General features: G+C 66.4%; 25 protein-coding genes. 6 read left to right on the top strand and 19 right to left on the bottom strand.

Annotation, left to right across the window (positions count from 1 at the left end):
• Positions 1–71: 71 nt before the first annotated feature.
• From dprA to LL236_RS07670, 8 genes are all read right to left on the bottom strand, one after another.
• Positions 72–1,241, bottom strand: coding sequence for a DNA-processing protein DprA (dprA, locus tag LL236_RS07705; protein WP_228178157.1), 1,170 nt, complete (start codon positions 1,239–1,241; stop codon positions 72–74).
• Positions 1,238–2,758: a YifB family Mg chelatase-like AAA ATPase gene (locus LL236_RS07700; protein ID WP_228178156.1), complete on the bottom strand. Its 1,521-nt coding sequence runs from the start codon at positions 2,756–2,758 to the stop codon at positions 1,238–1,240. Before LL236_RS07700 ends, dprA begins: the two co-directional genes overlap by 4 nt.
• Positions 2,755–3,117 (bottom strand): YraN family protein, encoded by a 363-nt coding sequence (locus LL236_RS07695; RefSeq protein ID WP_228178155.1) that lies wholly within the window; start codon positions 3,115–3,117, stop codon positions 2,755–2,757. The genes LL236_RS07700 and LL236_RS07695 overlap by 4 nt, the downstream gene beginning before the upstream one ends.
• Positions 3,118–3,211: 94 nt before the next feature.
• Positions 3,212–3,535, bottom strand: a complete 324-nt coding sequence (locus tag LL236_RS07690) for a DUF2469 family protein (RefSeq protein WP_195691615.1) — start codon at positions 3,533–3,535, stop codon at positions 3,212–3,214.
• Positions 3,536–3,599: 64 nt separating this feature from the next.
• Positions 3,600–4,268, bottom strand: coding sequence for a ribonuclease HII (locus tag LL236_RS07685; RefSeq protein ID WP_228178154.1), 669 nt, complete (start codon positions 4,266–4,268; stop codon positions 3,600–3,602).
• A complete protein-coding gene (lepB, locus tag LL236_RS07680; protein WP_228178153.1) occupies positions 4,265–5,032 on the bottom strand; it encodes a signal peptidase I in 768 nt (255 codons plus the stop codon). The genes LL236_RS07685 and lepB overlap by 4 nt, the downstream gene beginning before the upstream one ends.
• A 145-nt stretch (positions 5,033–5,177) precedes the next feature.
• Positions 5,178–5,525 (bottom strand): 50S ribosomal protein L19, encoded by a 348-nt coding sequence (rplS, locus tag LL236_RS07675; RefSeq protein WP_228178152.1) that lies wholly within the window; start codon positions 5,523–5,525, stop codon positions 5,178–5,180.
• Between the two features lie 160 nt (positions 5,526–5,685).
• Positions 5,686–6,177, bottom strand: coding sequence for an MFS transporter permease (locus LL236_RS07670; protein ID WP_228178151.1), 492 nt, complete (start codon positions 6,175–6,177; stop codon positions 5,686–5,688).
• 113 nt (positions 6,178–6,290) lie between these two features.
• Between LL236_RS07670 and map the strand changes: the two genes are divergently transcribed.
• Positions 6,291–7,073 carry a type I methionyl aminopeptidase gene (map, locus tag LL236_RS07665; RefSeq protein ID WP_228178150.1) on the top strand — a complete coding sequence of 261 codons (783 nt, stop codon included), beginning with the start codon at positions 6,291–6,293 and terminating at the stop codon, positions 7,071–7,073.
• Positions 7,074–7,092: 19 nt separating this feature from the next.
• On the opposite strand, the gene pyk is transcribed toward map, so the two are convergent.
• From pyk to rpsP, 5 genes are all read right to left on the bottom strand, one after another.
• Positions 7,093–8,514 (bottom strand): pyruvate kinase, encoded by a 1,422-nt coding sequence (gene pyk / locus LL236_RS07660; protein ID WP_228178149.1) that lies wholly within the window; start codon positions 8,512–8,514, stop codon positions 7,093–7,095.
• A gap of 125 nt (positions 8,515–8,639) precedes the next feature.
• Positions 8,640–9,332 (bottom strand): tRNA (guanosine(37)-N1)-methyltransferase TrmD, encoded by a 693-nt coding sequence (gene trmD / locus LL236_RS07655; RefSeq protein ID WP_228178148.1) that lies wholly within the window; start codon positions 9,330–9,332, stop codon positions 8,640–8,642.
• 1 nt (position 9,333) lies between these two features.
• Entirely contained in the window at positions 9,334–9,978 is a 645-nt protein-coding gene (gene rimM / locus LL236_RS07650; protein ID WP_228178147.1) for a ribosome maturation factor RimM, read from the bottom strand.
• Position 9,979: 1 nt separating this feature from the next.
• The gene (locus LL236_RS07645) at positions 9,980–10,210 is read right to left on the bottom strand and encodes an RNA-binding protein (RefSeq protein ID WP_228178146.1); all 231 of its coding nucleotides are present in this window, start codon (positions 10,208–10,210) and stop codon (positions 9,980–9,982) included.
• 3 nt (positions 10,211–10,213) lie between these two features.
• Complete coding sequence (rpsP, locus tag LL236_RS07640; protein ID WP_228178145.1) at positions 10,214–10,651, bottom strand: 30S ribosomal protein S16; 438 nt, start codon at positions 10,649–10,651, stop codon at positions 10,214–10,216.
• Between the two features lie 237 nt (positions 10,652–10,888).
• On the opposite strand from rpsP, the gene LL236_RS07635 reads away from it, so the two are divergent.
• The 3 genes from LL236_RS07635 to LL236_RS07625 are packed head-to-tail and all read left to right on the top strand — an operon-like array spanning position 10,889 to position 12,795.
• A complete protein-coding gene (locus LL236_RS07635) occupies positions 10,889–11,257 on the top strand; it encodes a DMT family transporter (protein ID WP_228178144.1) in 369 nt (122 codons plus the stop codon).
• On the top strand, positions 11,257–11,574 hold the full coding sequence (locus LL236_RS07630) for a DMT family transporter (protein ID WP_267189664.1): 318 nt from the start codon (positions 11,257–11,259) through the stop codon (positions 11,572–11,574). The genes LL236_RS07635 and LL236_RS07630 overlap by 1 nt, the downstream gene beginning before the upstream one ends.
• A 60-nt stretch (positions 11,575–11,634) precedes the next feature.
• Positions 11,635–12,795, top strand: a complete 1,161-nt coding sequence (locus LL236_RS07625; RefSeq protein ID WP_228178142.1) for a glutamate--cysteine ligase — start codon at positions 11,635–11,637, stop codon at positions 12,793–12,795.
• A gap of 9 nt (positions 12,796–12,804) precedes the next feature.
• Here LL236_RS07625 and LL236_RS07620 read toward each other — a convergent pair whose 3' ends face one another.
• From LL236_RS07620 to LL236_RS07605, 4 genes are all read right to left on the bottom strand, one after another.
• Positions 12,805–14,577, bottom strand: coding sequence for a glycosyltransferase (locus tag LL236_RS07620; protein WP_228178141.1), 1,773 nt, complete (start codon positions 14,575–14,577; stop codon positions 12,805–12,807).
• Positions 14,574–15,758: a hypothetical protein gene (locus LL236_RS07615; protein ID WP_228178140.1), complete on the bottom strand. Its 1,185-nt coding sequence runs from the start codon at positions 15,756–15,758 to the stop codon at positions 14,574–14,576. The genes LL236_RS07620 and LL236_RS07615 overlap by 4 nt, the downstream gene beginning before the upstream one ends.
• A gap of 101 nt (positions 15,759–15,859) precedes the next feature.
• Positions 15,860–17,428, bottom strand: coding sequence for a signal recognition particle protein (ffh, locus tag LL236_RS07610; protein WP_228178139.1), 1,569 nt, complete (start codon positions 17,426–17,428; stop codon positions 15,860–15,862).
• 35 nt (positions 17,429–17,463) lie between these two features.
• Entirely contained in the window at positions 17,464–18,024 is a 561-nt protein-coding gene (locus LL236_RS07605) for a TetR/AcrR family transcriptional regulator (protein WP_228178138.1), read from the bottom strand.
• Positions 18,025–18,099: 75 nt separating this feature from the next.
• Here LL236_RS07605 and lipB point away from each other — a divergent pair, with 75 nt between their 5' ends.
• Complete coding sequence (gene lipB, locus LL236_RS07600; RefSeq protein ID WP_228178137.1) at positions 18,100–18,738, top strand: lipoyl(octanoyl) transferase LipB; 639 nt, start codon at positions 18,100–18,102, stop codon at positions 18,736–18,738.
• Entirely contained in the window at positions 18,735–19,781 is a 1,047-nt protein-coding gene (gene lipA / locus LL236_RS07595) for a lipoyl synthase (RefSeq protein WP_228178136.1), read from the top strand. Before lipB ends, lipA begins: the two co-directional genes overlap by 4 nt.
• A gap of 15 nt (positions 19,782–19,796) precedes the next feature.
• On the opposite strand, the gene LL236_RS07590 is transcribed toward lipA, so the two are convergent.
• Together LL236_RS07590 and ftsY are read right to left on the bottom strand one after the other, a co-directional pair.
• Complete coding sequence (locus LL236_RS07590; protein ID WP_228178135.1) at positions 19,797–20,297, bottom strand: DUF2004 domain-containing protein; 501 nt, start codon at positions 20,295–20,297, stop codon at positions 19,797–19,799.
• 56 nt (positions 20,298–20,353) lie between these two features.
• Positions 20,354–21,226, bottom strand: a complete 873-nt coding sequence (gene ftsY / locus LL236_RS07585) for a signal recognition particle-docking protein FtsY (protein WP_228178134.1) — start codon at positions 21,224–21,226, stop codon at positions 20,354–20,356.
• Positions 21,227–21,233: the final 7 nt, after the last annotated feature.

Here is a 21,233-nt window from a genome sequence, read left to right as displayed (position 1 = left end):
GTGTGGCGCGACCTACCCGCTGTCGCGCGCTCAAGATCGCGAAGCCTCAGCGCCTTTCTGCCCCGAGCATCTCACGCGAGACGCCAGCCTGCCGCGTCGCTTGTGACGGCGCCGTCCAGGTACAGCATCCCGAGATGGGACTGGACGTCGGCGATGCCCAGGCCACTGCGCCGCGCGATCTCCTGAGGCGTCCGCGCGACCCGTGCACTGAGAGCGTCGCGTACACGCGTTGCGTCGGTGGTGCGCGTCGCGGCTTCCTGATCGCCTGGACCGATGAGCTCGCCCCAACCGATCAGCTCCCGTACCTCGCCAGCCGTCGTGACGCAGGTCGCTTCGAGTTCGCGGAGCAACCGGTGACAGCCAGCTGAGGCCGCACTTGTGACGGGCCCAGGCACTGCTCCGATGAGCCGACCCAGGGCGCTCGCGTGATGGGCGGTGTTCAGGGATCCGCTGCGCCACCCGGCTTCGACCACGATTGTCGCGGCCGACAGCGCTGCGATGAGGCGGTTGCGCTGGAGGAACCTCCACTTTGTCGGAGCCGAGCCGGGCGCGACCTCCCCCACGACGGCTCCCGTCGCGGCGATGCGCTCGACGAGGTCGGTGTGAGCCTGCGGATAGGCCCGTTCCAGGCCGCCCGCCATCAGGGCGATTGTGTGACCGCCACCGGCGAGGGTCGCGCGGTGAGCTGCGGCGTCGATACCGAACGCCGCTCCAGAGACGACGGGGATGCCCGAAGCTGCCAGTTCCGCGGCGAACTCTCCCGCCACATGTTCGCCATAGGAGGTGGCGGCACGCGCTCCGACGATAGCCACACCGGTGCATGCCGTCGCAATGGATCGCGGGTCCCCACGGACCCATAACGCGACCGGCGCGTGAACTCCCAGATCATCGACGGCATCCGGCCAGACCTCGTCAGCTGGTGTTATCAATCGCAGCCGGGCGGCACGCGCTGTGCGCAGTACCCCGGACACCGTACCCGGCCGCATCCTCGGTTCCCATCGTTGCATCGCCGCCCGCGCTTCGCCGGGCTCGAGGATGCTGTCGCTGATGTCTCCGCGCCGCACGCGAGCCAGCGCTTCGAATGCCCCGAGCGAACCCGTCAGGATGCCTGCCGCCGCGTCACCCGGCTCGGTGAGACTGTTCCAGACCACGCGGGCGTATCGATCGAGGATGTCGTCGTCGGAGAGCGGGCCAGCCACGAGGGCACCGAGCTCATCGCGAGCGCGTTGCGGATCGATCATGAGATGGTTCCTCTCTTCAGGAACAGCGCTCGGCCAATGTGGTCGGGTGTCGGCATCCGTTCGCCGTCGAGGTCGGCGAGTGTCCACGCGACCCGAAGAACCCGGTCGTATCCACGCAGCGTCAGACTGCCCCGGGCCAGTGCAGCATCGAGAGGAGCGCGAACCCCGGGCGGAAGCGCCCCAGCGCCGGAGCGCAGCCACGTGCCCGGCACGTCGGCATTTCGCCGCCACGGCGTATCCGAGAGGCGGCGCGCGGCCCGGTTGCGGGCGTCGACCACGAGGGCTCGAGCCCGAGTCGAGTCCAGGGCTCCCCGCGCCTCGGGCACACGGCCGACCCGCAGCAGGGTCAACTCGATGTCGACGCGATCAAGAAGCGGGCCAGACAGCCGGTTTTGGTAGCGCCTGATCGCCTGCGACGGGCACTCGCACACGGCATCCCGAAGCCCCCGGTTTCCACACGGGCACGGGTTGGTAGCCAGCACCAGCTGAAAGCGTGCGGGAAAAGACGCCGTGTATCCGGCCCGATGAACGGTGATGCGCCCGGACTCGAGAGGTTGCCGCAGCGCATCGAGCACCGTGGTGGCGAACTCTGCAGCCTCGTCCAGGAACAGCACGCCCTCGCTGGCGCGGACGATCGCGCCCGGGCGCGGAGCCCGGGTGCCGCCGCCGACAAGGGCTGCAGCACTCGCACTGTGGTGCGGCGCTTCGAACGGCGGGATGCGGGAGAGATGGGTGACAGCGCTCCCCGAGAGCGAACGGATGGATGCCGCAGAAAGGGCAGCGTTATCATCCAACGGCGGCAGAATCCCGGGGAGCCGTCGGGCGAGCATCGTCTTGCCGGCGCCCGGCGGACCGGTCATCAGCAGATGGTGCCCACCAGCCGCCGCTACAAGGACCGCGGCAACCGCCTCGTCTTGGCCGACGACGTCGGCAAGGTCCAGCGTCTCCTCGGCCGCGTCGCCGTCAGCAGACGCGTCGACGGGATCGGCCGCGGGAATTCGTGCGTCGATCCCGTGGCGTGACAACACATCGCCGAGACTCGTCGCACCGACCACCGTGATTCCGGGCACAAGCGCTGCCTCGTCTTCACTGGCTCGCGGCACGACAACGGTCTCGAGCCCCGCGCGAGCGGCAGCCATAACCGCGGGAAGGATGCCGGGGACCGGACGCAATCTGCCGTCGAGGCCGAGTTCGCCGATATGCGCAGTGCGGATCAGCGCGTCTGCCGAAATCGGCAGTTGCGTGGCAAGGGCAGCGACAGCGATCGCGAGATCGAACCCGGAGCCGTGTTTGGGAAGGCTTGCGGGCGAGAGATTGACGGTCAGGCGCCTGCTGGGAAGCGGCACATCGCTGTTGGCGCAGGCGTTGCGTACGCGTTGAGATGACTCTCCCAGCGCCCGGTCGGCAAGTCCGATGATGCGAAAGTCAGGCAGCTGATCGGAAAGGTCGGCCTCGACCTCGACGGCGACCCCCTCGATTCCCACCAGCGAAATCGCCCACGTTCGGGCCAGGCTCACGCGAGGTCTCGCAGGTGCTCGATCCGCAGGGGCGCCGTCGGGTCGCCGGTGATGGCGAGCCCGTCGACGCGCAAGCGACGGCTGCCCGCCGAATCACGGTGGGCGGTGCGCCACTCCCGCGCCAGCTGGTGCAGACGATGGAGCTTTCGGCCATCGATCGCCTCGAACGGATGACCGAAAGCGGCAGAGCGTCGCGTCTTGACTTCGACGATGGCGACAGTGTCGGCGTCGGCAACGACGAGGTCGATCTCACCCGCCCGGCAACGCCAGTTGCGATCGAGGATCTCGAAGCCTCGTGCCCGAAAGTAGGCCTCGGCGGCCTCTTCGCCCGCTCTGCCGAGCTCGTCTTTGCGTGCCATATCTCCAGCGTCGCCGCACACGGATCGGCGAGCGCGAAGGTCGAGGCAAGAAACGAAGAAGCTGGGGAATGAACCCCCTGGGGAGGAAAGACGCTCAGCTGTCGAGCGTGAGCTCGTCGGGCAACTGGAAGTCGCCGCGCTGGAGTTCCTCGACGTTGACGTCCTTGAAGGTGAGCACGCGCACGGACTTCACGAATCGATCCGCGCGGTAAATGTCCCACACCCACACGTCGTTCATCGTGATCTCGAAGTAGAAGTCGTGCTCCGTGTCCCGGCGAACGACATTGACATCGTTGGCGAGGTAGAAGCGTCGCTCCGTCTCGATCACGTACTGGAACTGGTGTACGACGTCCCGGTACTCGCGATACAGCGCCAGTTCCAGTTCGCGGTCGTAGTCCTCGAAGACCTCGTCATCCATGGTGCTTTCATCCTAGTTCCCGGGATGCGGCAAGCGACCACGGCCAGGCTCCTCCTGGGGCACCTCAGAAGAGCGTCGGAGCTCCAGCGAAGGCCCACGACACCCGATGGTGATCGCTCACCCCGTGCTCGAGGATCGCAGCACGGTGCTCGGGACTCGCGTACCCCTTGTTGCGAACCCACTGGTAGGCGGGCAGGTCGTCGTGGAGACCGACCATGAGGTCGTCTCGGGCGACCTTCGCAATGACGGATGCCGCAGCAGCGCCCGCGCAGTCGCGATCGGCCTTGATCACGGGGCGGACCGTGAGTCGGGGCCCGGCTGCCCGCGAGATGTAGTCGTGGTTCCCGTCGAGGATCACGATCGCGCGCGACAGGTCCACGCCGTGGGCCGTGAGCTCCGCCAGCGCGCGCCTGGCCGCGAGCCCGAGCGCGGGAAGGATGCCGATCTCATCGATCTCGGCCGAGCTCGCCCACCCGACAGCACTGTCGACGACCCAACCAGCGGCGCGTCGAGCCAGCTCCGCACGGCGCGGTTCGGGAATCAGCTTCGAGTCGCGCAACCCCTCGGGAACGCGGCGGCGAGACAGCGCAGCATCTGTCACGGTAGCCCCGACAGCAACCGGCCCTGCAAGAGCGCCGCGACCGACCTCGTCGCACGAGATGACGAGGTCGTACTCGCGCAGCAGCTTCCGCTCCAGGGTGAGGCGCGGGACCGCTCGCGATGCGTTCGTCATCGAGCGTCGGCTCCCTCGCCCGAGGGAACCCCGGCGAAGACCTCACTGTGCGGGTCCAGGAGTCCCCACCGAGCAATCGGCCACGTAATCACGAATGCGCGACCGACGACGTTCTCCATCGGCACGAACCCAGAACCTGGTTGGTCCTGGTTGAATCGAGAATCCTTCGAGTGGTCACGGTTGTCGCCGAGGACCCAGAGGCTCCCGTCGGGAACGACGACATCGAACGGCACAGGATCCGGCGCGCTCTGGCCCGGGTCGAGCTTGACGTATGCCGACTCGTCGATCGGCACGTCGTTGATCGTGATCTGGCCGAGCGCGTTGCAGCACACGACGTGGTCACCGGGGACCCCGATGACCCGCTTGATGAGGTGGTCTTCGGAGTCCGAGACCGAGAGACCGACCAGCGTGAGCAGCCAATCGATGCCCTCGACGAACGGAGACTGTGCCGGGCGCACGCTCGGGGGAAGCCATCCACCCGGGTCCTGGAACACGACGATGTCACCGCGCTGGTACCCGTTCCATCGCGGCGTGAGCTCGTCGACGAGGATGCGGTCGTCGACCTGAAGCGTGTTCTCCATGGAGCTCGACGGGATGTAGAACGAACGGACCAGGAACGTCTTCACCAGAGCCGAAACGACGACGGCGATCAGGATGATGACGAGCACATCGCGCAGGAACACCCAGCCGCCGCGCCGGCCTCCCTCTCGACGCCGCTGCGACCGTGTCACGGGCTCAGCGGGTGCCTCGGCGTCGGAAGTCATGCAGCGATCCAATCCGTCCGCCGTGCTGCGGACGCTCAGATAAGGGTGTCACACGATGGGGCTCCCGGGTGGCGGGCAACACCCAGGGAAGACACGTGTGCCCCGACACCGAGGGGTACCGGGGCACACGTGGAGAGGTGCGGACTCAGTTGTCGCGCTTCTCCTTGATCTTTGCCTTCTTGCCGCGGAGCTCGCGGAGGTAGTAGAGCTTCGCTCGACGCACGTCACCGCGGGTGACGAGCTCGATCTTGTCGATGATCGGGCTGTGCACGGGGAAGGTACGCTCGACGCCCACCTGGAAGCTGATCTTGCGGACGGTGAAGGTCTCGCGCACGCCGTCGCCGGAGCGACCGAGCACGACACCCTGGAAGACCTGGACGCGCGAGCGGCTTCCTTCGACGATGTTCACGTGCACCTTGACGGTGTCGCCGGGGCCGAAAGCGGGGATGTCGCTGCGCAGGGAGGCTGCGTCGACGATATCGAGGGTCTGCATGATCGCTACTCTCTGCGGCCGCCACAGGTCGGTCGCGGGTGGATAGAAAAGGATGAGGCGTGCCGAACCGCGGTCAGGACCGGCGGTGGATTCCCCTGAGGCAGAATCCGTCAAGGCACAAACAGCTATTCTGCCACGACAGCCGCCGCGAACAAAACCGTCAGGAGCCGCGCTGCTGCTCGGTGATGACGATGACCTCGGGGTCCTCGCGGCGCGGCGGAGTCGACGGCGAGGGCGGGATGTATGACACTCCAGACGCGCTACGCAGCGTAGACAGGCCCGGACGTGCTTCGCGCCACAGCTGCCAGAGCATCAGCCAGAAGAGCGAAAGCCCGACGGCGACCGTCAGCAGGAAGACGGGGAACCACCACGCTGCGACGAAGAAGCCCAGCGCGATGGTGAGGGCGTGCCACACCGTGAATCCTGCGACATCCCACCACGACACCGCTCGCTCAGACCGGGCGGTCGGACGCGCGCGGACCAAGAGCGTGAGCACGAGCTGGCCGATGAGTACCGAGGGAATGGCCATGAGCAAGACCCACAGCAACGCCCACGCGCCGGCGTTGAATGCGATCCAGCCGACGAAGAGCCACAACGGCAGCACGAAGGCGGCGGGGATCATCCAGCCGTAATACGCGCGTCGCAGCCACATGCTTCGATGCTACGCCCGGCTCTGGGCCGCGGCATCCGGGGCGCGCGATGCGAGGCATCCTCACAGCCGATCGATAGTAGATCGGACAGAATGGATCGGTCGAGAGGAAACTGATGATCGAGTTGCGCACCCCTGCCGAGATTGAGGCGATGAAACCGGCGGGTCGCTTCGTCGCCGAAGTGCTCGCGACCCTGCGCGATGAGACCCGCGTCGGCACGAACCTCCTCGACATCGACCGCCGAGCGCACGAAATGATCCGCAAGGCGGGCGCCGAGTCGTGCTACATCGACTACCACCCGTCCTTCGGGGCGAGTCCTTTCGGCAAGGTCATCTGCACGTCGATCAATGACGCCGTGCTCCATGGACTTCCCTTCGACTACGCCATCCGAGACGGTGACCTCGTGACGCTCGATTTCGCCGTATCGGTCGACGGCTGGGTCGCCGACTCGGCGGTGTCTTTCGTGGTGGGCACGCCGCGTGACGAGGACCTCGTCCTCATCGACACGACCGAGCGCGCCTTGGACGCCGCGATCGGTGCGGCTGTCGTCGGGAACCGCATCGGCGACATCTCGGCAGCCATCGCCGCCGTCGCTCACGGCGAGGGCCTTTCGATCAACACGGATTTCGGCGGTCATGGCGTGGGGCGCGAGATGCACGGGGACCCGCACGTCCCCAACGATGGCAAACCACACCGGGGCTACCCCCTGCGCGCCGGACTTGTGCTCGCACTCGAACCCTGGTTCTTGCAGTCGACGGACCAGCTGCGAACGGATGCCGACGGCTGGACGCTACGCAGCGCGGACGGCTCGCGCGGGGCTCACTCCGAGCACACGATCGCGATCACGGAGGATGGCCCCGTCATCCTCACCGACCGGAGCTTCCTCGGCGTCAGCTGAGTAGCGACTGCACTCGCGGTCAAGACCCGTCGGAGGCACCGACGCGGTGCACCCGCACGTTGTTCGTCGACCCCGGCGTCCCCGGGGGCGCCCCTGCGGTCATGATCACGACGTCGCCGGGAACCGCCCGACCGGCCTCGATGAGCACCCGGTCGAGCAGTTCGATGAGCCCGTCGGTCGAGGTGGCCCGCGCGACCAGGAACGGCTCCACGCCCCAGCTGAGCGCCAGACGGGACCGGGTTCCCGGCAGATCGGTGAAAGCGAGGATCGGCACGCGGTGGCGAAGCCGCGCCATACGACGGGCTGAGTCGCCGGACTGACTGAACACGCACACGAATTTCGCGTCGACGAAGTCGGCGATCGTCGCGGCAGCGAGGGTCAGAGCGCCGCCCTGCGTCCGAGGCTTCGTGCCGAGCTGAGGTACGCGCTCGAGCCCGGTCTCCTCGGTTGATCTGACGATCCGCGCCATCGTCTCGACCACTGTGACGGGATGCGCACCGACGCTCGTCTCGCCCGAGAGCATCACAGCGTCAGCACCGTCGAGCACGGCGTTGGCGACATCCGAGGTTTCGGCGCGGGTCGGCACCGGATTCTCGATCATCGATTCGAGCATCTGGGTCGCAACGATCACCGGCTTCGCCCAGCGTCGTGCCAGTTCGATCGCCCGCTTCTGCACGATCGGCACGGTTTCCAGCGGCAACTCCACGCCGAGATCGCCCCGCGCGATCATGACACCGTCGAACGCGTCGATGATCTCCTGCAGGTGCTCGACGGCCTCCGGCTTCTCGATCTTCGCGATGATCGGGATGCGGCGATTCTCCTCGGCCATGATGATCCGGGCCCGCTGCGCGTCCTTGGGCGAACGCACGAACGAGAGCGCGATCATGTCGACACCGAGCGCCAGCGCCCAGCGCAGGTCGGCTTCGTCCTTCGCGCTCAGCGCGGGTGCACTGACTGCCACGGCGGGAAGATTGATTCCCTTGTTGTTCGAGACCGCTCCCCCGACGACGACCTCGGTGCGGACCCGGACGCCGTCGGTATCGAGCACTCGCAGGCGCACTTTGCCATCGTCGATGAGCAGCGTGTCGCCGGCGACGACATCCGAGGCCAGCTGCGGGAACGTGGTCCCGCAGATCTCGCGCGTCCCCTCGACGTCTTCGGTGGTGATCGTGAAGATGTCGCCTGGCTCGAGGTGGTGCGGGCCGTCTGCGAAGCGTCCGAGCCGGATCTTCGGCCCCTGCAGATCCGCGAGGATGCCGACCGCACGCCCCGTGGCGTCAGCCGCGCGGCGCACGTTGGCGTACGACCGCTCGTGAATGTCCCACTCGCCGTGGCTCATGTTCAGCCGCGCGACATCCATCCCCGCGCGAACGAGAGCCTCGATCTGGTCGTATGAGGATGTTGCTGGTCCCAGGGTGGCGACGATCTTGGCGCGGCGCATGGCAACGGTCCCTTCAGCGGGTGACGGACTCTCAGTCTGTCGCGCTGAACCGGCCGGCGGGTTTCTCGCATGTGACAAGTCGGTGACTCCCCACGCTGGCGGAGGGCCGCCTCAGCGGCGCCCTCTCACTCCGGCAGCAGATCAGGGCGGCGCGTCCGGGTGCGCTCGATCTGTTGTTCTGCGCGCCACTGCGCAATCGCACCGTGATTGCCGCTGAGCAGGATGTCGGGCACGGCGCGATCTCGCCAAACGGCGGGCTTCGTGTACGACGGATACTCCAGGAGCCCATTTTCGTGGGACTCCTCGACGATGCTCGCCGGGTTGCCGACCATCCCAGGAATGAGGCGTCCGACGGCTTCGATCATCGCCATGGCCGCCACTTCGCCCCCGTTGAGAACGTAGTCACCGAGGCTTATGAGGCGAACCGAGCCGCGCGCGGAGGCCTCCTCGAACACGCGCTCGTCGATGCCCTCGTACCGTCCGCACCCGAAGACGAGGTGCTCCTCGAGAGCGAGTTCGCGGGCGGTCGATTGGCGGAAGAGCTCTCCCGCCGGCGACGGAAACACGATCGTCGGCCGAGGTGACGCATCGACTGGAGCGAGTTCGTCCAGCGCCTCGCCCCAGGGTTCGGGCTTCATGACCATCCCGGCGCCACCCCCGTAGGGCGTGTCATCGACGGTGCGGTGACGGTCGTGCGTCCACTGACGCAGATCGTGAACGCGGACATCGAGGAGGCCACGCTCGCGAGCCTTGCCGATCAGCGAAACCTCGAGGACGTCGAAGAACGCGGGGAAGATCGTGACGACGTCGATCCGCACGTCAGTTCCCGTCGGTGTCGGCAGCCGGGTCCTCGGGGGAATCGTCGGAGGATGCGGCGGGATCGGGATCCTCGTCGACGAGCTCCTCGAACAGGCCAGCCGGCGGCGTGACGACGACATACCCCGCAGCGGGATCGACCACCGGAACGATCGCCTTGACGAAGGGCACGAGCACTTCGCTCTCGGCCTCGGTGCGCACGATCAGCAGGTCCTGCGCCGGCAGATGCTCAACGCGGATAACGCGGCCGACGGAGGCGTCACCGCGGCGGACGTCGAGGCCGACGAGCTGGTGATCGAACCAGGCATCCTCTTCCTCGGATGCCGCGTCGGCTGCCTCATCGACCCAGAGGATGGCACGCACGAGGCTCTCTGCGGCGGTCCGATCATCGACACCTTCGAAGAAGGCGACGGGGTGGGAGTTCATCCAGCGGAACTCCCGAACGGTCAACGGCTTGCCGTGCCAGGGCGAGGTGTCGGGAACCTGGAGGGTGAACGTCGCTCCCGGGACAAATCGGCCGTCGGGGTTATCGGTGTAGAGCTCAAGTTTCAGTGCACCCTTCAGCCCGTGCGCCTTCACCAGGCGTCCGACCCGAAGCTGGGTTCCTGCCGAAGGGGGCGGCGCCGGGCGCCCGTCCGAATCGACCACGTCAGTCGTCCGCGACGTCAACCCGCACGCGGCGCCCGTCGGCCAGGGCCGAGATCAGGGTGCGGATAGCTTTGGCCGTGCGACCGCCGCGCCCGATGACGCGTCCTCGGTCGTCGGGGTGCACGTGCACCTCGAGCACCTCACCACGTGAGGACTCCGACGAAAGGATACGCACGTCATCCGGGTTGTCGACGATTCCCTTGACGACGTGTTCGAGCGCGGCGGCGAGCACGGATCAGGCTTCTGCGGTCTCGGCCGACTCAGCGGCCTCGGGTGCAGCGTCGGCGTCGGCGTCGGCCGCGGGGGCCTCCTCAGCCTTCTTCTCAGCCTTGGGCTTGATGACCGACTTCTTGGCCGAGTCGGCCTCGAAGGCCTCCTTGGTCTCTGCAGTCTTCAGGGTCGAGGTGGCGTTCTTGTCGCCCTTGAAGGTTCCCCAGTCGCCGGTGATCTTGAGGATGGCACGCACCTGCTCGGTGGGCTGAGCGCCCACGCTCAGCCAGTACTGGGCGCGAGCAGAGTCGACCTCGATGAACGAGGGCTCCTCGGTCGGGTGGTACTTGCCGATCTCTTCGATGACGCGCCCGTCACGCTTGGTGCGCGAGTCTGCGACGACGATGCGGTAGTACGGGGCACGGATCTTACCGAGCCGCTTGAGGCGGATCTTGACAGCCACGATTCTCCTGTGTGGTGGATTCGAACGAACTGATCGCCTGGAGCGTGGGGTGCACACCCGGCGGAAGCTCAGGGGGTGGACGCGCTGGATAGAGGGTCGAGCGCGGTCCGACCCTCTATTCTGCCAGATCCGACCGGATGCCGAGAACCGCGCCGATTGGCGTCCGATGTCGACACACGTCGCCGGTAGCGTGTGAGCCGTGACACGACAAGAGACTGCCCCAGGCGGAGGTGCAGCGTGACGAAGTGGCTCTATCTGATCGGTGCGATCGTGCTGGAGGTGGGCGGCACTCTCTCGCTTCGCCTTTCGGTTGACTCGGCTATCTGGTTCGTCGGCGTCGGGATCGGTTACGTGGGAGCTTTTGCCTGCCTCACGCTCCTGCTGCGGGCCGGTGCGCCCATCGGCCTGACATACGGAGTGTGGGCGGCCTCCGGAGTCGCGCTGACGGCAGTGCTCGCATCGGTGCTGTTCGGTGATCCATTGACGTGGCTCATGAGCCTCGGCATCGTCGTGGTCGTCGCCGGGGTGTTTCTCGTGGAGTTCGGAGCCGGGGCTGCACGCACGGTACCGCGACGGGCGGCGAGTGATCCGGAGGACGCACAGTGATGTGGGTGTACCTCGTGGGCGCCATCGTCTTCGAAGTCACCGGCACGATGTCCCTCCGGGCATCGGAGGGCTTTCGGCGCACCGTCTGGATCGCGCCGGTCATCGCGTCATACGTCATCGCCTTCACACTGCTGTTCCTGTGTCTTGCCGAGGGGATGCCTGTCGGCGTGGCCTACGGAATCTGGTCGGCTACCGGTGTCGCGTTGACGGCGGTGTTGGCGAAGATTCTGTTCGATGAGCCGTTCACCTGGCTGATGGGCTTGGGGGTCGTGGCGATCGCCGGAGGCGTCCTGCTCATCGAGATCGGCGCTTCCTGATCGTCGATGCCCCGGGCCGCAATGGGCGCCCGGTGACACGACGCATGCGAAACTGACGCCATGACGCTCGGCTTTGCGACATCCGCTCGCTCCTCCGTCGGTCTCGAGTGGGAGATCATGCTCGCCGACCGCGGCACGGGTGACCTTGCCGGTCGCGCTCCCGAGATCCTCGACGAGCTCGCGCCAGCAATCGAGCTCGAACGCTTTTCGCTCACGAGCGAGCTGCTCACGAACACGGTCGAGGTGACCAGCGGAATCGGCGCGACAGTGGCCGCCGCCGCCGAAGACATGGTGGACGGCATCCGTGCACTCCGGACCGCGACCGAGCCGCGGGACCTCGACCTGATGTGCGCCGGATCGCACCCCTTCGCGCAGTGGTACGACCAGGAGGTCACCGACAAGACTCGGTACCAGGCACTCATCGAGCGAACCCAGTGGTGGGGCCGGAACATGATGATCTGGGGCATCCACATCCATGTGGGTGTCGAGGACGTCAACAAGGTCATGCCGCTCATCCGCGCCCTATCGACGTATCTCCCCCACCTTCAGGCGCTGTCGGCGTCGAGTCCTTTCTGGGCTGGCGACCGCACCGGCTACGCGTCGAACCGGGCGCTCGTCTTCCAGCAACTGCCCACCGCGGGACTGCCCTGGCTGCTCGATGACTGGGCAGCGTTCGAGGCCTACCTCGACGACATGGTGCGCACGGGCGTCATGGAGGATGCGACCGAGGTGCGCTGGGACATCCGGCCCGCACCACGCTGGGGCACGATCGAGGTGCGCGCGTGCGACGGGATGTCGACGCTGCCCGAGCTTGCAGCGGTCGCGGCGCTCATCCAGGTGCTGGTGGAGCACTTCTCACGGCGACTCGACGCCGGGGAAGAACTGACCGGCATCCAACCCTGGTTCCTCCGCGAGAACAAGTGGCGGGCGGCCAGGTACGGACTGGATGCCGAGATCATCGTCGACCGGGACGGAACACTCGCGCCAGTTCGTCAGCACCTCCGCGACGTTCTGGATGACCTCGCCGAGATCTCTGTCCAGCTCAAATGCGCCAAGGAATTCGCCGGCGTCGAGAAGATCCTCGCCACCGGTGCCAGCTACGAACGGCAACTGAGGGTGGCGGACGAGAACGGCGGAGACCTGCGAGCAGTCGTGCGTCACCTCGTCACCGAGTTCCGCGACGGGCCGACGCTACGCGATCACCTGAACGCTCTGCGCTAGCGGGGAGATTCACCACGACATCCGGCGTTGACGCTCCCCGGCGCTGCGCGCGTCCCGCTCCTCGGGGCTGAGGCCCGCCTCCGGATCATCGGAGGCTGGTTCCTCAGGCAGCGCGGGATCGGGATGCTCCGCGGTGTCGGCGTGCGGCGCAGCGAACCGGGAGGTTCCGTGTTCGGTCTTCTCCCAGTAGTGCGGCCTGGTGATCAGCTGCCACAGCGCCTTGTACGCCGCGATGGAGTGCAGAACCCAGAACACCGGTTTCAAGAGGGCCCAGGGCACGAGCCCGAACAATCCCCGTTTATACGGGCCCATCATGTTCATGTAGATCAGCAGGGAGTAGCCGAGCAAGAAGTTCAAGGCGCTCAACACGATCACGATCGGCGGAACCTCAACGGGAACGACATAGAACGGCAGCGCGAGGGCGAGCACGAGCAGGATCGCGAACGGGATGACGCTGAGGAACGTGAACGGCGTGCCTGCGATCAGCAGAGCGAACGCTGCGAAGCGCCGCAGGCCGATCCGACGGATCAGCGCGATGGGCTGCCTCGAGTGCACCAGAGCGGTTTGCATGTATCCCTTGATCCATCGGCTGCGCTGTTTGATGAACTGCGGGACCCGCGAGGTCGCCTCCTCCATCGTCGTGGCATCGACGACACCGACCCGATAGCCCAGTGCGCTGGCGCGGATGCCGAGGTCGGCATCCTCGGTGACGTTGTACGGGTCCCATCCCCCGAGGCGTCGAAGCGCCGTCATCCGGAAGTGATTGGACGTTCCACCGAGCGGGATCGGAAGGTCGGAGTCCTCGAGACCCATGAGCATGTAGTCGAACCACGCCCCGTACTCGAGCGTGAACAGACGCGTGAGGGCGTTCTCCCGCGCGTTGAAGTAGTTGAGCGAGGCCTGCACGACGGCTGTCGATTCATCGGTTCGCGAGAACACGATGACCGCCTTCTTCAGCTGGTCGGGCTCGGGCGCATCCTCGGCATCGAAGATCACGAGGAAGTCCCCCCGTGCCAGCTCGAGGCCGACGTTGCACGCGCGGGGCTTGGTCTGCGGCACCCCGGCCGGAACCGGAACGACGATGAAGTGCTCCGGGACTACTGACCGAGCGATCGCCGCACGGGTTGCGTCGTCGCCCTCCTCGACGAGGATCAGCACCTCGAGGCGGTCGCGCGGATAGTCCAGGCGACCGAGATTGGTCATGAGCTGCGCGACGACCTTCTCTTCGCGAAAGACCGGCACCAGCACGGTGTAGAACGGCAGCTCGTCTTCGTCGAGCATCGCCAGTTCGAACTGCGACACCTTGTTCACGAGGTCGTAGCGGGATCCCCGGAAGGCCACGACGAACTTGAACAGCACGCTGGCCAGGAAGAAGAGATTGATGGCGGCGAGGATGACGACGAGTGTCGCGCCGGTCAGCAAGAGTGCACCGAGCACGGCGACGCTCGCCGCGATCGCGAACCCGATGACCTGGCCCCGGGAGAGCACGGTGCGTGCCGAGCGCACCGGATTGGCATTTGCGAGACCATCTGCCGCCTCGGCAGCGAACTCTGCCGCGAACACCTCGATCACGGCATCGACGATGAACTGCTGGCTCACCGGAACCACCTCGATCGGTGCGCCGAGATCGTCTGCGATCGCTTCCCCCTGCGCGGGGTTCAACTCGCGAGACGCCCCGACCAGGATCGTGCCGTCCTCACCGGCCGCGAGCGGAATCCACCCTTCACGGGCGTACACCGCGCGAAAGCCGACATCCAGGAGGCTCACATCGATGTCCGTCATCCGTCGCCCCCGCCAGACGGAACCGAACCGAAACCGGTGAAGACGACCGACCACTCCTGGGCTTCGGGAAGTCGCGAGGCGACCACCCACCCGACGATGCCGACGAGAACGGAACACATCACGACGATCGCCGCATGCTGGGCTGGCGATTCGGTCGGAAGGATGGCGACCGAGATGTGCACCAGCAGATAGGCGAGCGCTGCAGCGGCAATCAGCGGGGAACCCACCAGCACACCCGCCAGAGCACCCACCGCGATCAAGAGCATCATGACGCCCGAGCGCGCGAATCCGAACACTCCCGCGGTTATCGCCACAACAAGCACGGGCGCGAGATACAGCATGAGCGGCTCGCTGAGCGGATCCGAGACCAGCGCCTCGATCGCGCGGGCGGCACTTGTCGCATCGGTGCGGAGAAAAGTGAGCGGTCCCGAGCCGATGATCACGCCGGCGAGGGCGAGCGCGACAGTGACCGCGACGGTGGGAAAGGCCACGATCACCGCGTTCGCCGCCCGGGCCTGTGGGCGGGAGTGGATGAGAAGAGTACCCACGATCGCCACGGTGAGAACGAGTGGGATGGCCCGTACGTCGGTCATCGCCGCTGCCCCGAGCAACAGCCCTGCACGAAATCCCGCCTGGGTGTTGGCGAGATTCTCAAAACGCACGATGTCGATGAGTCCGAAGCCGAAAAGGACGACGGCGCCGAACATTGTGATGTCGGTTGCCGCGAGCAGAACGAACACCGGCGAGATCAGCAGCGAGACCAGGACGACGAGACGGATGATGCCATGCAGCCCGCGGCGGAACATCGCCTGGTCAAGACCCTGGAGGAAGAAACCTCCCAGCAGCGCTCCGCCGAGCGCGAGGAGTAACTCCGACGGGAGGACCAGGGCCGGCAGCGCGCCCAGCGGCGGCGAGAACGTCGTCAAGAGCTGGCTGAAATCCGAGGCTCCTGCTCCGTCGCGAACGCGCGACAGCAGCGCCTGATTGGCCGTGTCGTGCCACGGTTCGGGAGCCAGCAGCGCGTAGCGCACGACGACGACGATCAGCGGGAGAGCGAGCACTCCCCGCATCGCCCAGCGCAGCCATGTGCGCCGAGGGTAGGGCGGGAGCACGCCCGCGGGGCTCTCGAGAAAGCGCGGCACATCACGGTCGAACAGGTGCTGACCGCTGAGCACGGACATTCTCGGTTCCGCTCGCCGGGGAAGACAGATGACGTGCGGATTGTAGCGAACGCCCCGGTCCCGCGGCGAGAGTGCAGCTGCGCAATGTCAGCGCGCGGGCGTCAGTTCTTTCCGAGCATTTTCTGGAGTTCAGCAAGGTCGGCCTCGGTCGGAGCTTGCTGCCCGCCGCCCAGGCCGAAGCCCGAACCGGTGGGTGTCGCGTTCTGCGTCGCGAGACCGGCGTTTTCGGCAGCGCGCTTCGCGGGGTTGCCCGATCGGGAACCCTGGCGTGCTTTCTGCGCCTTGGACTGCTTGCCGCGCTTGGCTGACGCACCGGGCCGACCGCCGCCGGGAACCGGACCCATGCCGGGGATGTTGGGAACACCGCCGCGCGCGACGGTCTTCATCATCTTGGCCGCCTGATCGAACCGCTGCACGAGCTGATTGACATCGGTGACCGTCATCCCCGCACCGCGCGCGATACGCAGGCGCCGCGATCCGTTGAGGATCTTCGGGTTGCGCCGCTCGCCGGGCGTCATCGACCGGATGATGGCCTCGGTGCGGTCGATCTCGCGCTCGTCGAAGTCGTCGAGCTGCTGCTTCATCTGGCCCATGCCCGGAAGCATCCCGAGCATCTTCTTCATCGAGCCCATCTTCTTGAGCTGCTGCATCTGCTCGAGGAAGTCCTCGAGCGTGAACTGCTCAGTCGCGAGCTTCTCGGCCATCTTGGCCGCTTCGGCCTCATCGAAGGCGCTCTGCGCCTGTTCGATGAGGGTGAGGATGTCACCGAGATCGAGGATCCGGCTCGCCATCCGGTCGGGGTGGAAAGGCTCGACGTCGTCCAGCCCTTCGCCCGTGGACGCGAAAATGATGGGGCGACCGGTGACCGATGCCACAGACAGGGCGGCGCCACCGCGTGCGTCGCCATCGAGTTTGGAGAGGACAACTCCCGTGAAGTCGACGCCCTCCTGGAAAGCCTTCGCGGTGTTGACGGCGTCCTGGCCGATCATCGCGTCGATGACGAACAGCACCTCGTCGGGGTCAGTCGCCTTCCGGATGTCGGCAGCCTGCTTCATCAGCTCGGCATCCACACCCAGCCGACCTGCGGTGTCGATGATGACGATGTCGTGCTGCTTCTGCTTCGCGTACTCGACGCCATCCTTGGCGACTTTCACGGGGTTTCCGACGCCGTTGCCGGGCTCGGGCGCGTAGATCGCGGCTCCGGCCCGCTCGGCGACGACCTGGAGCTGGTTCACGGCATTGGGGCGCTGCAGGTCACAGGCCACAAGAAGCGGTGTATGACCGTCCTTCTCGAGCATCTTCGCGAGCTTGCCCGCGAAGGTCGTCTTTCCCGACCCCTGCAGGCCCGCCAGCATGATGACAGTCGGAGCCGTTTTGGCGAATTGCAGTCGCCGCTGCTGCCCGCCGAGGATGCCGATCAGCTCCTCGTTGACGATCTGGACGACCTGCTGGGCCGGGTTGAGGGCACGGTTGACCTCGTCGCCGAGCGCGCGCTCTCGCACCTTCGCGGTGAACTCCTTGACGACAGGGAGCGCGACGTCGGCATCCAGAAGTGCGCGCCGGATTTCGCGGACGGTCCCATCGACGTCCGCGGGCGTGAGCTTGCCCTTGGTGCGGAGGTTGCGGAAGGTTTCGGTAAGGCGATCCGATAGCGTGCCGAAGGTTGCCATGATCGTCCGATTCTACGTGAGCGTGCCCCCGGGGATCAGCGAAGCACTCCCAGGGCGCGACGAAGCAGATCGTCAAGGCTCTCGCGCCCCGCACCAGCCAGCGCCCAGGCCCGCAGCGCAGCGACGACAGCCCCCGCGTAGGCTGCGGCGTGCACTTCGGCGGCGAGCGCTTCCTCTCCCGTTCGACGCAGGTAGGGGCTGATGGACGCAGCGATACGCCACTGCCGCGTCGCCATCTCCTGGGTCAACTCGGGAACGACTCCCATCGCTTCAGAGTTCACGAGCGCAAGCGCCAGCGCATCGGGGGTGAACCGCGAGAAGGCCTCACGCACAGCATCCGCCACGACCTCTGCCGGCCGCGAAGACGGGCACGCCGCAGCGAGGAATCCGTCGAGAAACTCGATCCGCTCATCCAGGCCCGACCAGAACACTTCGGACTTCGACTCGAAGTAGTTGAAGAAGCTCGACCTGCTCACTCCGACACGGCGAGCGATATGCGCGACAGTCGTGCGCTCGTAGCCCTGTTCGAGGAAGAGCTCGCATGCCGCTTCAGCGATTGAATCCCGCGATACCGCATGTGGCCTGCCTCCGGACATGGAGGAAGGGTACACGTCGGCGTTTCCAGGATTCAGCGTATTGTTGGACGCAGTCCAGAAACTGCGGAGGCTTGCGTGCTCGATGTGGTGGTGGCGGGCCTGTCTCCCGCGACAGTTCCCTATCTCGACGCCTGGGAGATGCAGCGCCGCATCCACCGCGAGGTCGTCGCAGGTTCCCGCCCCGACACGCTCGTCCTGCTCGAACACGACGCGGTCTATACGGCTGGCAAGCGGACGGAGCCGCACGAGCGTCCCGCCGACGGGACACCGGTGATCGACGTCGATCGCGGCGGGAAGATCACGTGGCACGGTCCCGGGCAGCTCGTCGGTTATCCGATCGTGCGGCTTCCCGATCCGATCGATGTCGTGGCCCACGTCCGTCGCCTCGAGCGGCTGCTCATCTCCGCCCTCTCGCAGCACGGCGTCGAGGGGTACCAGGTCGAGGGTCGCAGCGGCGTCTGGGTTCGCCGCCCCCTGTCCGAAGACAAGGTGGCGGCCATCGGGGTGCGCGTGGAAAAGGGTGTGACGATGCACGGTTTCGCTGTCAACTGCGACAACACGCTCGCCGGTTTCCGCGGGATCATCCCCTGCGGGATCACGGATGCCGGCGTCACGACGGTCAGCGAGGTGGTCGGCGCGCCCGTCGCACCAGCAGACATCCTGGCCACCGTCGTCGAACAGTTCGAGCGAGAGTACGCGGAGGTCACAGCATGAGTGCATGCGGGACAGGATCGACAGGCGGCGCTTCCGCCACCGGAGCGCAGACTGCCCCCGAGGGCAGAAAACTCCTGCGGCTCGAAGTCCGCAATGCGCAGACTCCCATCGAGCGCAAGCCAGAGTGGATCCGCACGAAAGCCAAGATGGGGCCGGAGTACACCCAGCTGCAGCACCTGGTGAAAGATGAGGGTCTTCACACGGTGTGCCAAGAGGCCGGATGCCCCAACATCTACGAGTGCTGGGAAGACCGCGAGGCAACCTTCCTCATCGGCGGATCTCAGTGCACCCGACGCTGCGACTTCTGCCAAATCGACACGGGAAAGCCCGCCGCCTACGACACCGACGAGCCGCGGCGGGTCGCCGAGAGTGTCCAGCGGATGCAGCTGAGGTACGCCACCGTCACGTGCGTCGCCCGCGACGACCTGCCCGACGGGGGCGCATGGTTGAACGCAGAAACGGTGCGGCAGATTCACGCCGTGAATCCCGGCACCGGTGTCGAGTTGCTCGCTACCGACTTCAACGGCGAGCCTGCCCTTCTTGATGACGTGTTCGCGGCGCGCCCGGAGGTCTTCGCCCACAACGTCGAGACCGTCCCGAGGATCTTCAAGCGCATCCGCCCCGCGTTCCGTTACGAGCGCTCGCTCGACGTTCTCACCCAGGCTCGGCAGGCAGGGTTGATCACCAAGTCCAACCTCATCCTCGGAATGGGCGAGGAGCCCGAGGAAGTGGTTCAGGCTCTGCGCGACCTCCACGAAGCCGGCACCGACATCATCACCATCACGCAGTACCTGCGGCCCTCACCGCGTCACCTGCCTGTCGCGCGCTGGGTCAAACCCGACGAGTTCGTCGCCTTCAAAGAGGAGGCCGAGCGGATCGGATTCCTCGGCGTGCTGGCGGGGCCCCTCGTCCGTTCGTCGTACCGCGCCGGGCGGCTGTGGGCACAGTCGATGCTGTCGAAGGGACGACAGATCCCCGACAACCTGTCGCACCTCGCCGACGACATCGCGCGCGAAGGCCTGAGCTTCGCTCAAGCCGTGTGAGCGAGCTGGGCGCGGTCAATCAGCGCTGGTGACCGAGAGCACCGTGCCGTCCGAGGCGATGTTCACCAGGAGCACGTCGTCGGTGGCATCCGGGTCGAGGGCGTACTCGAGCACGGCGAACGGGTCGGATCCGCCGTGTTCGTCGGCCAGGATCGTCATGCTCATCAGTTGCAGGGCACGGATGACGTCGATGTGCGTGTCTCCGGAAATGTCGACGAGGAACGACTCCAACTCCTCGCCCAGCATTTCCTGCTGTTGCAGGATGTACTCGGTTACCTCGCTGGTGCGCTCGCTCAGCTGCGACACCATCGCCTCGCGCGCGATCCGATCAATCGTCTCGAGAGACGAGATGAGGCTCGCGGCTACATCGAGCGCGTCCGGAGAGACATCGTCTTGATCGGGCGCGGTCAGATCGACGGTGACCGACTGGTCTGCGAACTCGACGTTCTCAGACCAGAAGATCGAACCGTCCGGACCAGATTCCAGCAGGCCGAAGAAGTCGTGCTCGATCGCCATGACCCCATGAAACCAGCCCCGGGGGCCGACCGATAGTCCCCGCGCCCGGCGCGGCGTCAATCGACGAGGGCGGCAGCGAAAACGTGCGGGGTGAAGCCGGTGAGATCGCCGATTCCTTCGCCCTGCCCGAGCAGCTTGACAGGGATGCCGGTGCGCTCCTGAACAGCGAGGACGAACCCGCCCTTCGCTGAGCCGTCGAGCTTGGTGAGAACGAGGCCGGTGACGCCGGCGTGCTCCAGGAACGCCTCGGCCTGCATGACGCCGTTCTGCCCCGTTGTTGCGTCCAGGACGAGGAGGACCTCACTGATCGGCGCCTGCTTCTCGATGACCCGGCGGATCTTGCCGAGCTCATCCATGAGGCCGCCCTTGGTGTGCAGGCGCCCTGCCGTGTCGACGAGCACGATCTCGGTTCCGGTGTTCTTCGCGTACTCGATCGTCTGAAAGGCCACGGATGCCGGGTCTTGCCCCTCATGCTGCGGCCGGACGATATGCGCGCCTCCACGCTCAGCCCAGGTCGCGAGCTGGTCGACGGCAGCGGCGCGGAAGGTGTCGGCGGCGCCGACGACGACGCTGCGCTGGTAGCGGCGCAAGAAGTTCGCGAACTTGCCGATGGTCGTGGTCTTTCCCACCCCGTTGACCCCGACCACGAGCACGACGGCGGGGCGCTCGGTGAGCTTGAGCGTGGTGTCGAATCTCGCGAAGTGTTCTTCGAGCGTTTCTTTGAGCATCCGCTGCAGGTCACGCGGATCAGTGGTCCGATACCGGTCGACCTTCTCGCGCAGCTCATCCACGATGCGCTCGGTGATGTCAGGGCCGAAGTCGGCTGTCAGGAGCGCCGTCTCAAGGTCCTCCCACGTCGTCTCATCGATCGTGGGTTTGACGAACATGCCGCGAAGCGCTCGTCCGAGCGACCAGGATGATTCGGCCATAGCTCCA

It is taken from the genome of Microbacterium schleiferi (genome assembly GCF_020781975.1).
In the GTDB taxonomy this organism is placed as follows: Bacteria; Actinomycetota; Actinomycetes; order Actinomycetales; family Microbacteriaceae; genus Microbacterium.
The sequence above is the reverse complement of the archived record's forward strand: the minus strand, read 5'-3'. Positions and strand labels throughout refer to the sequence as shown.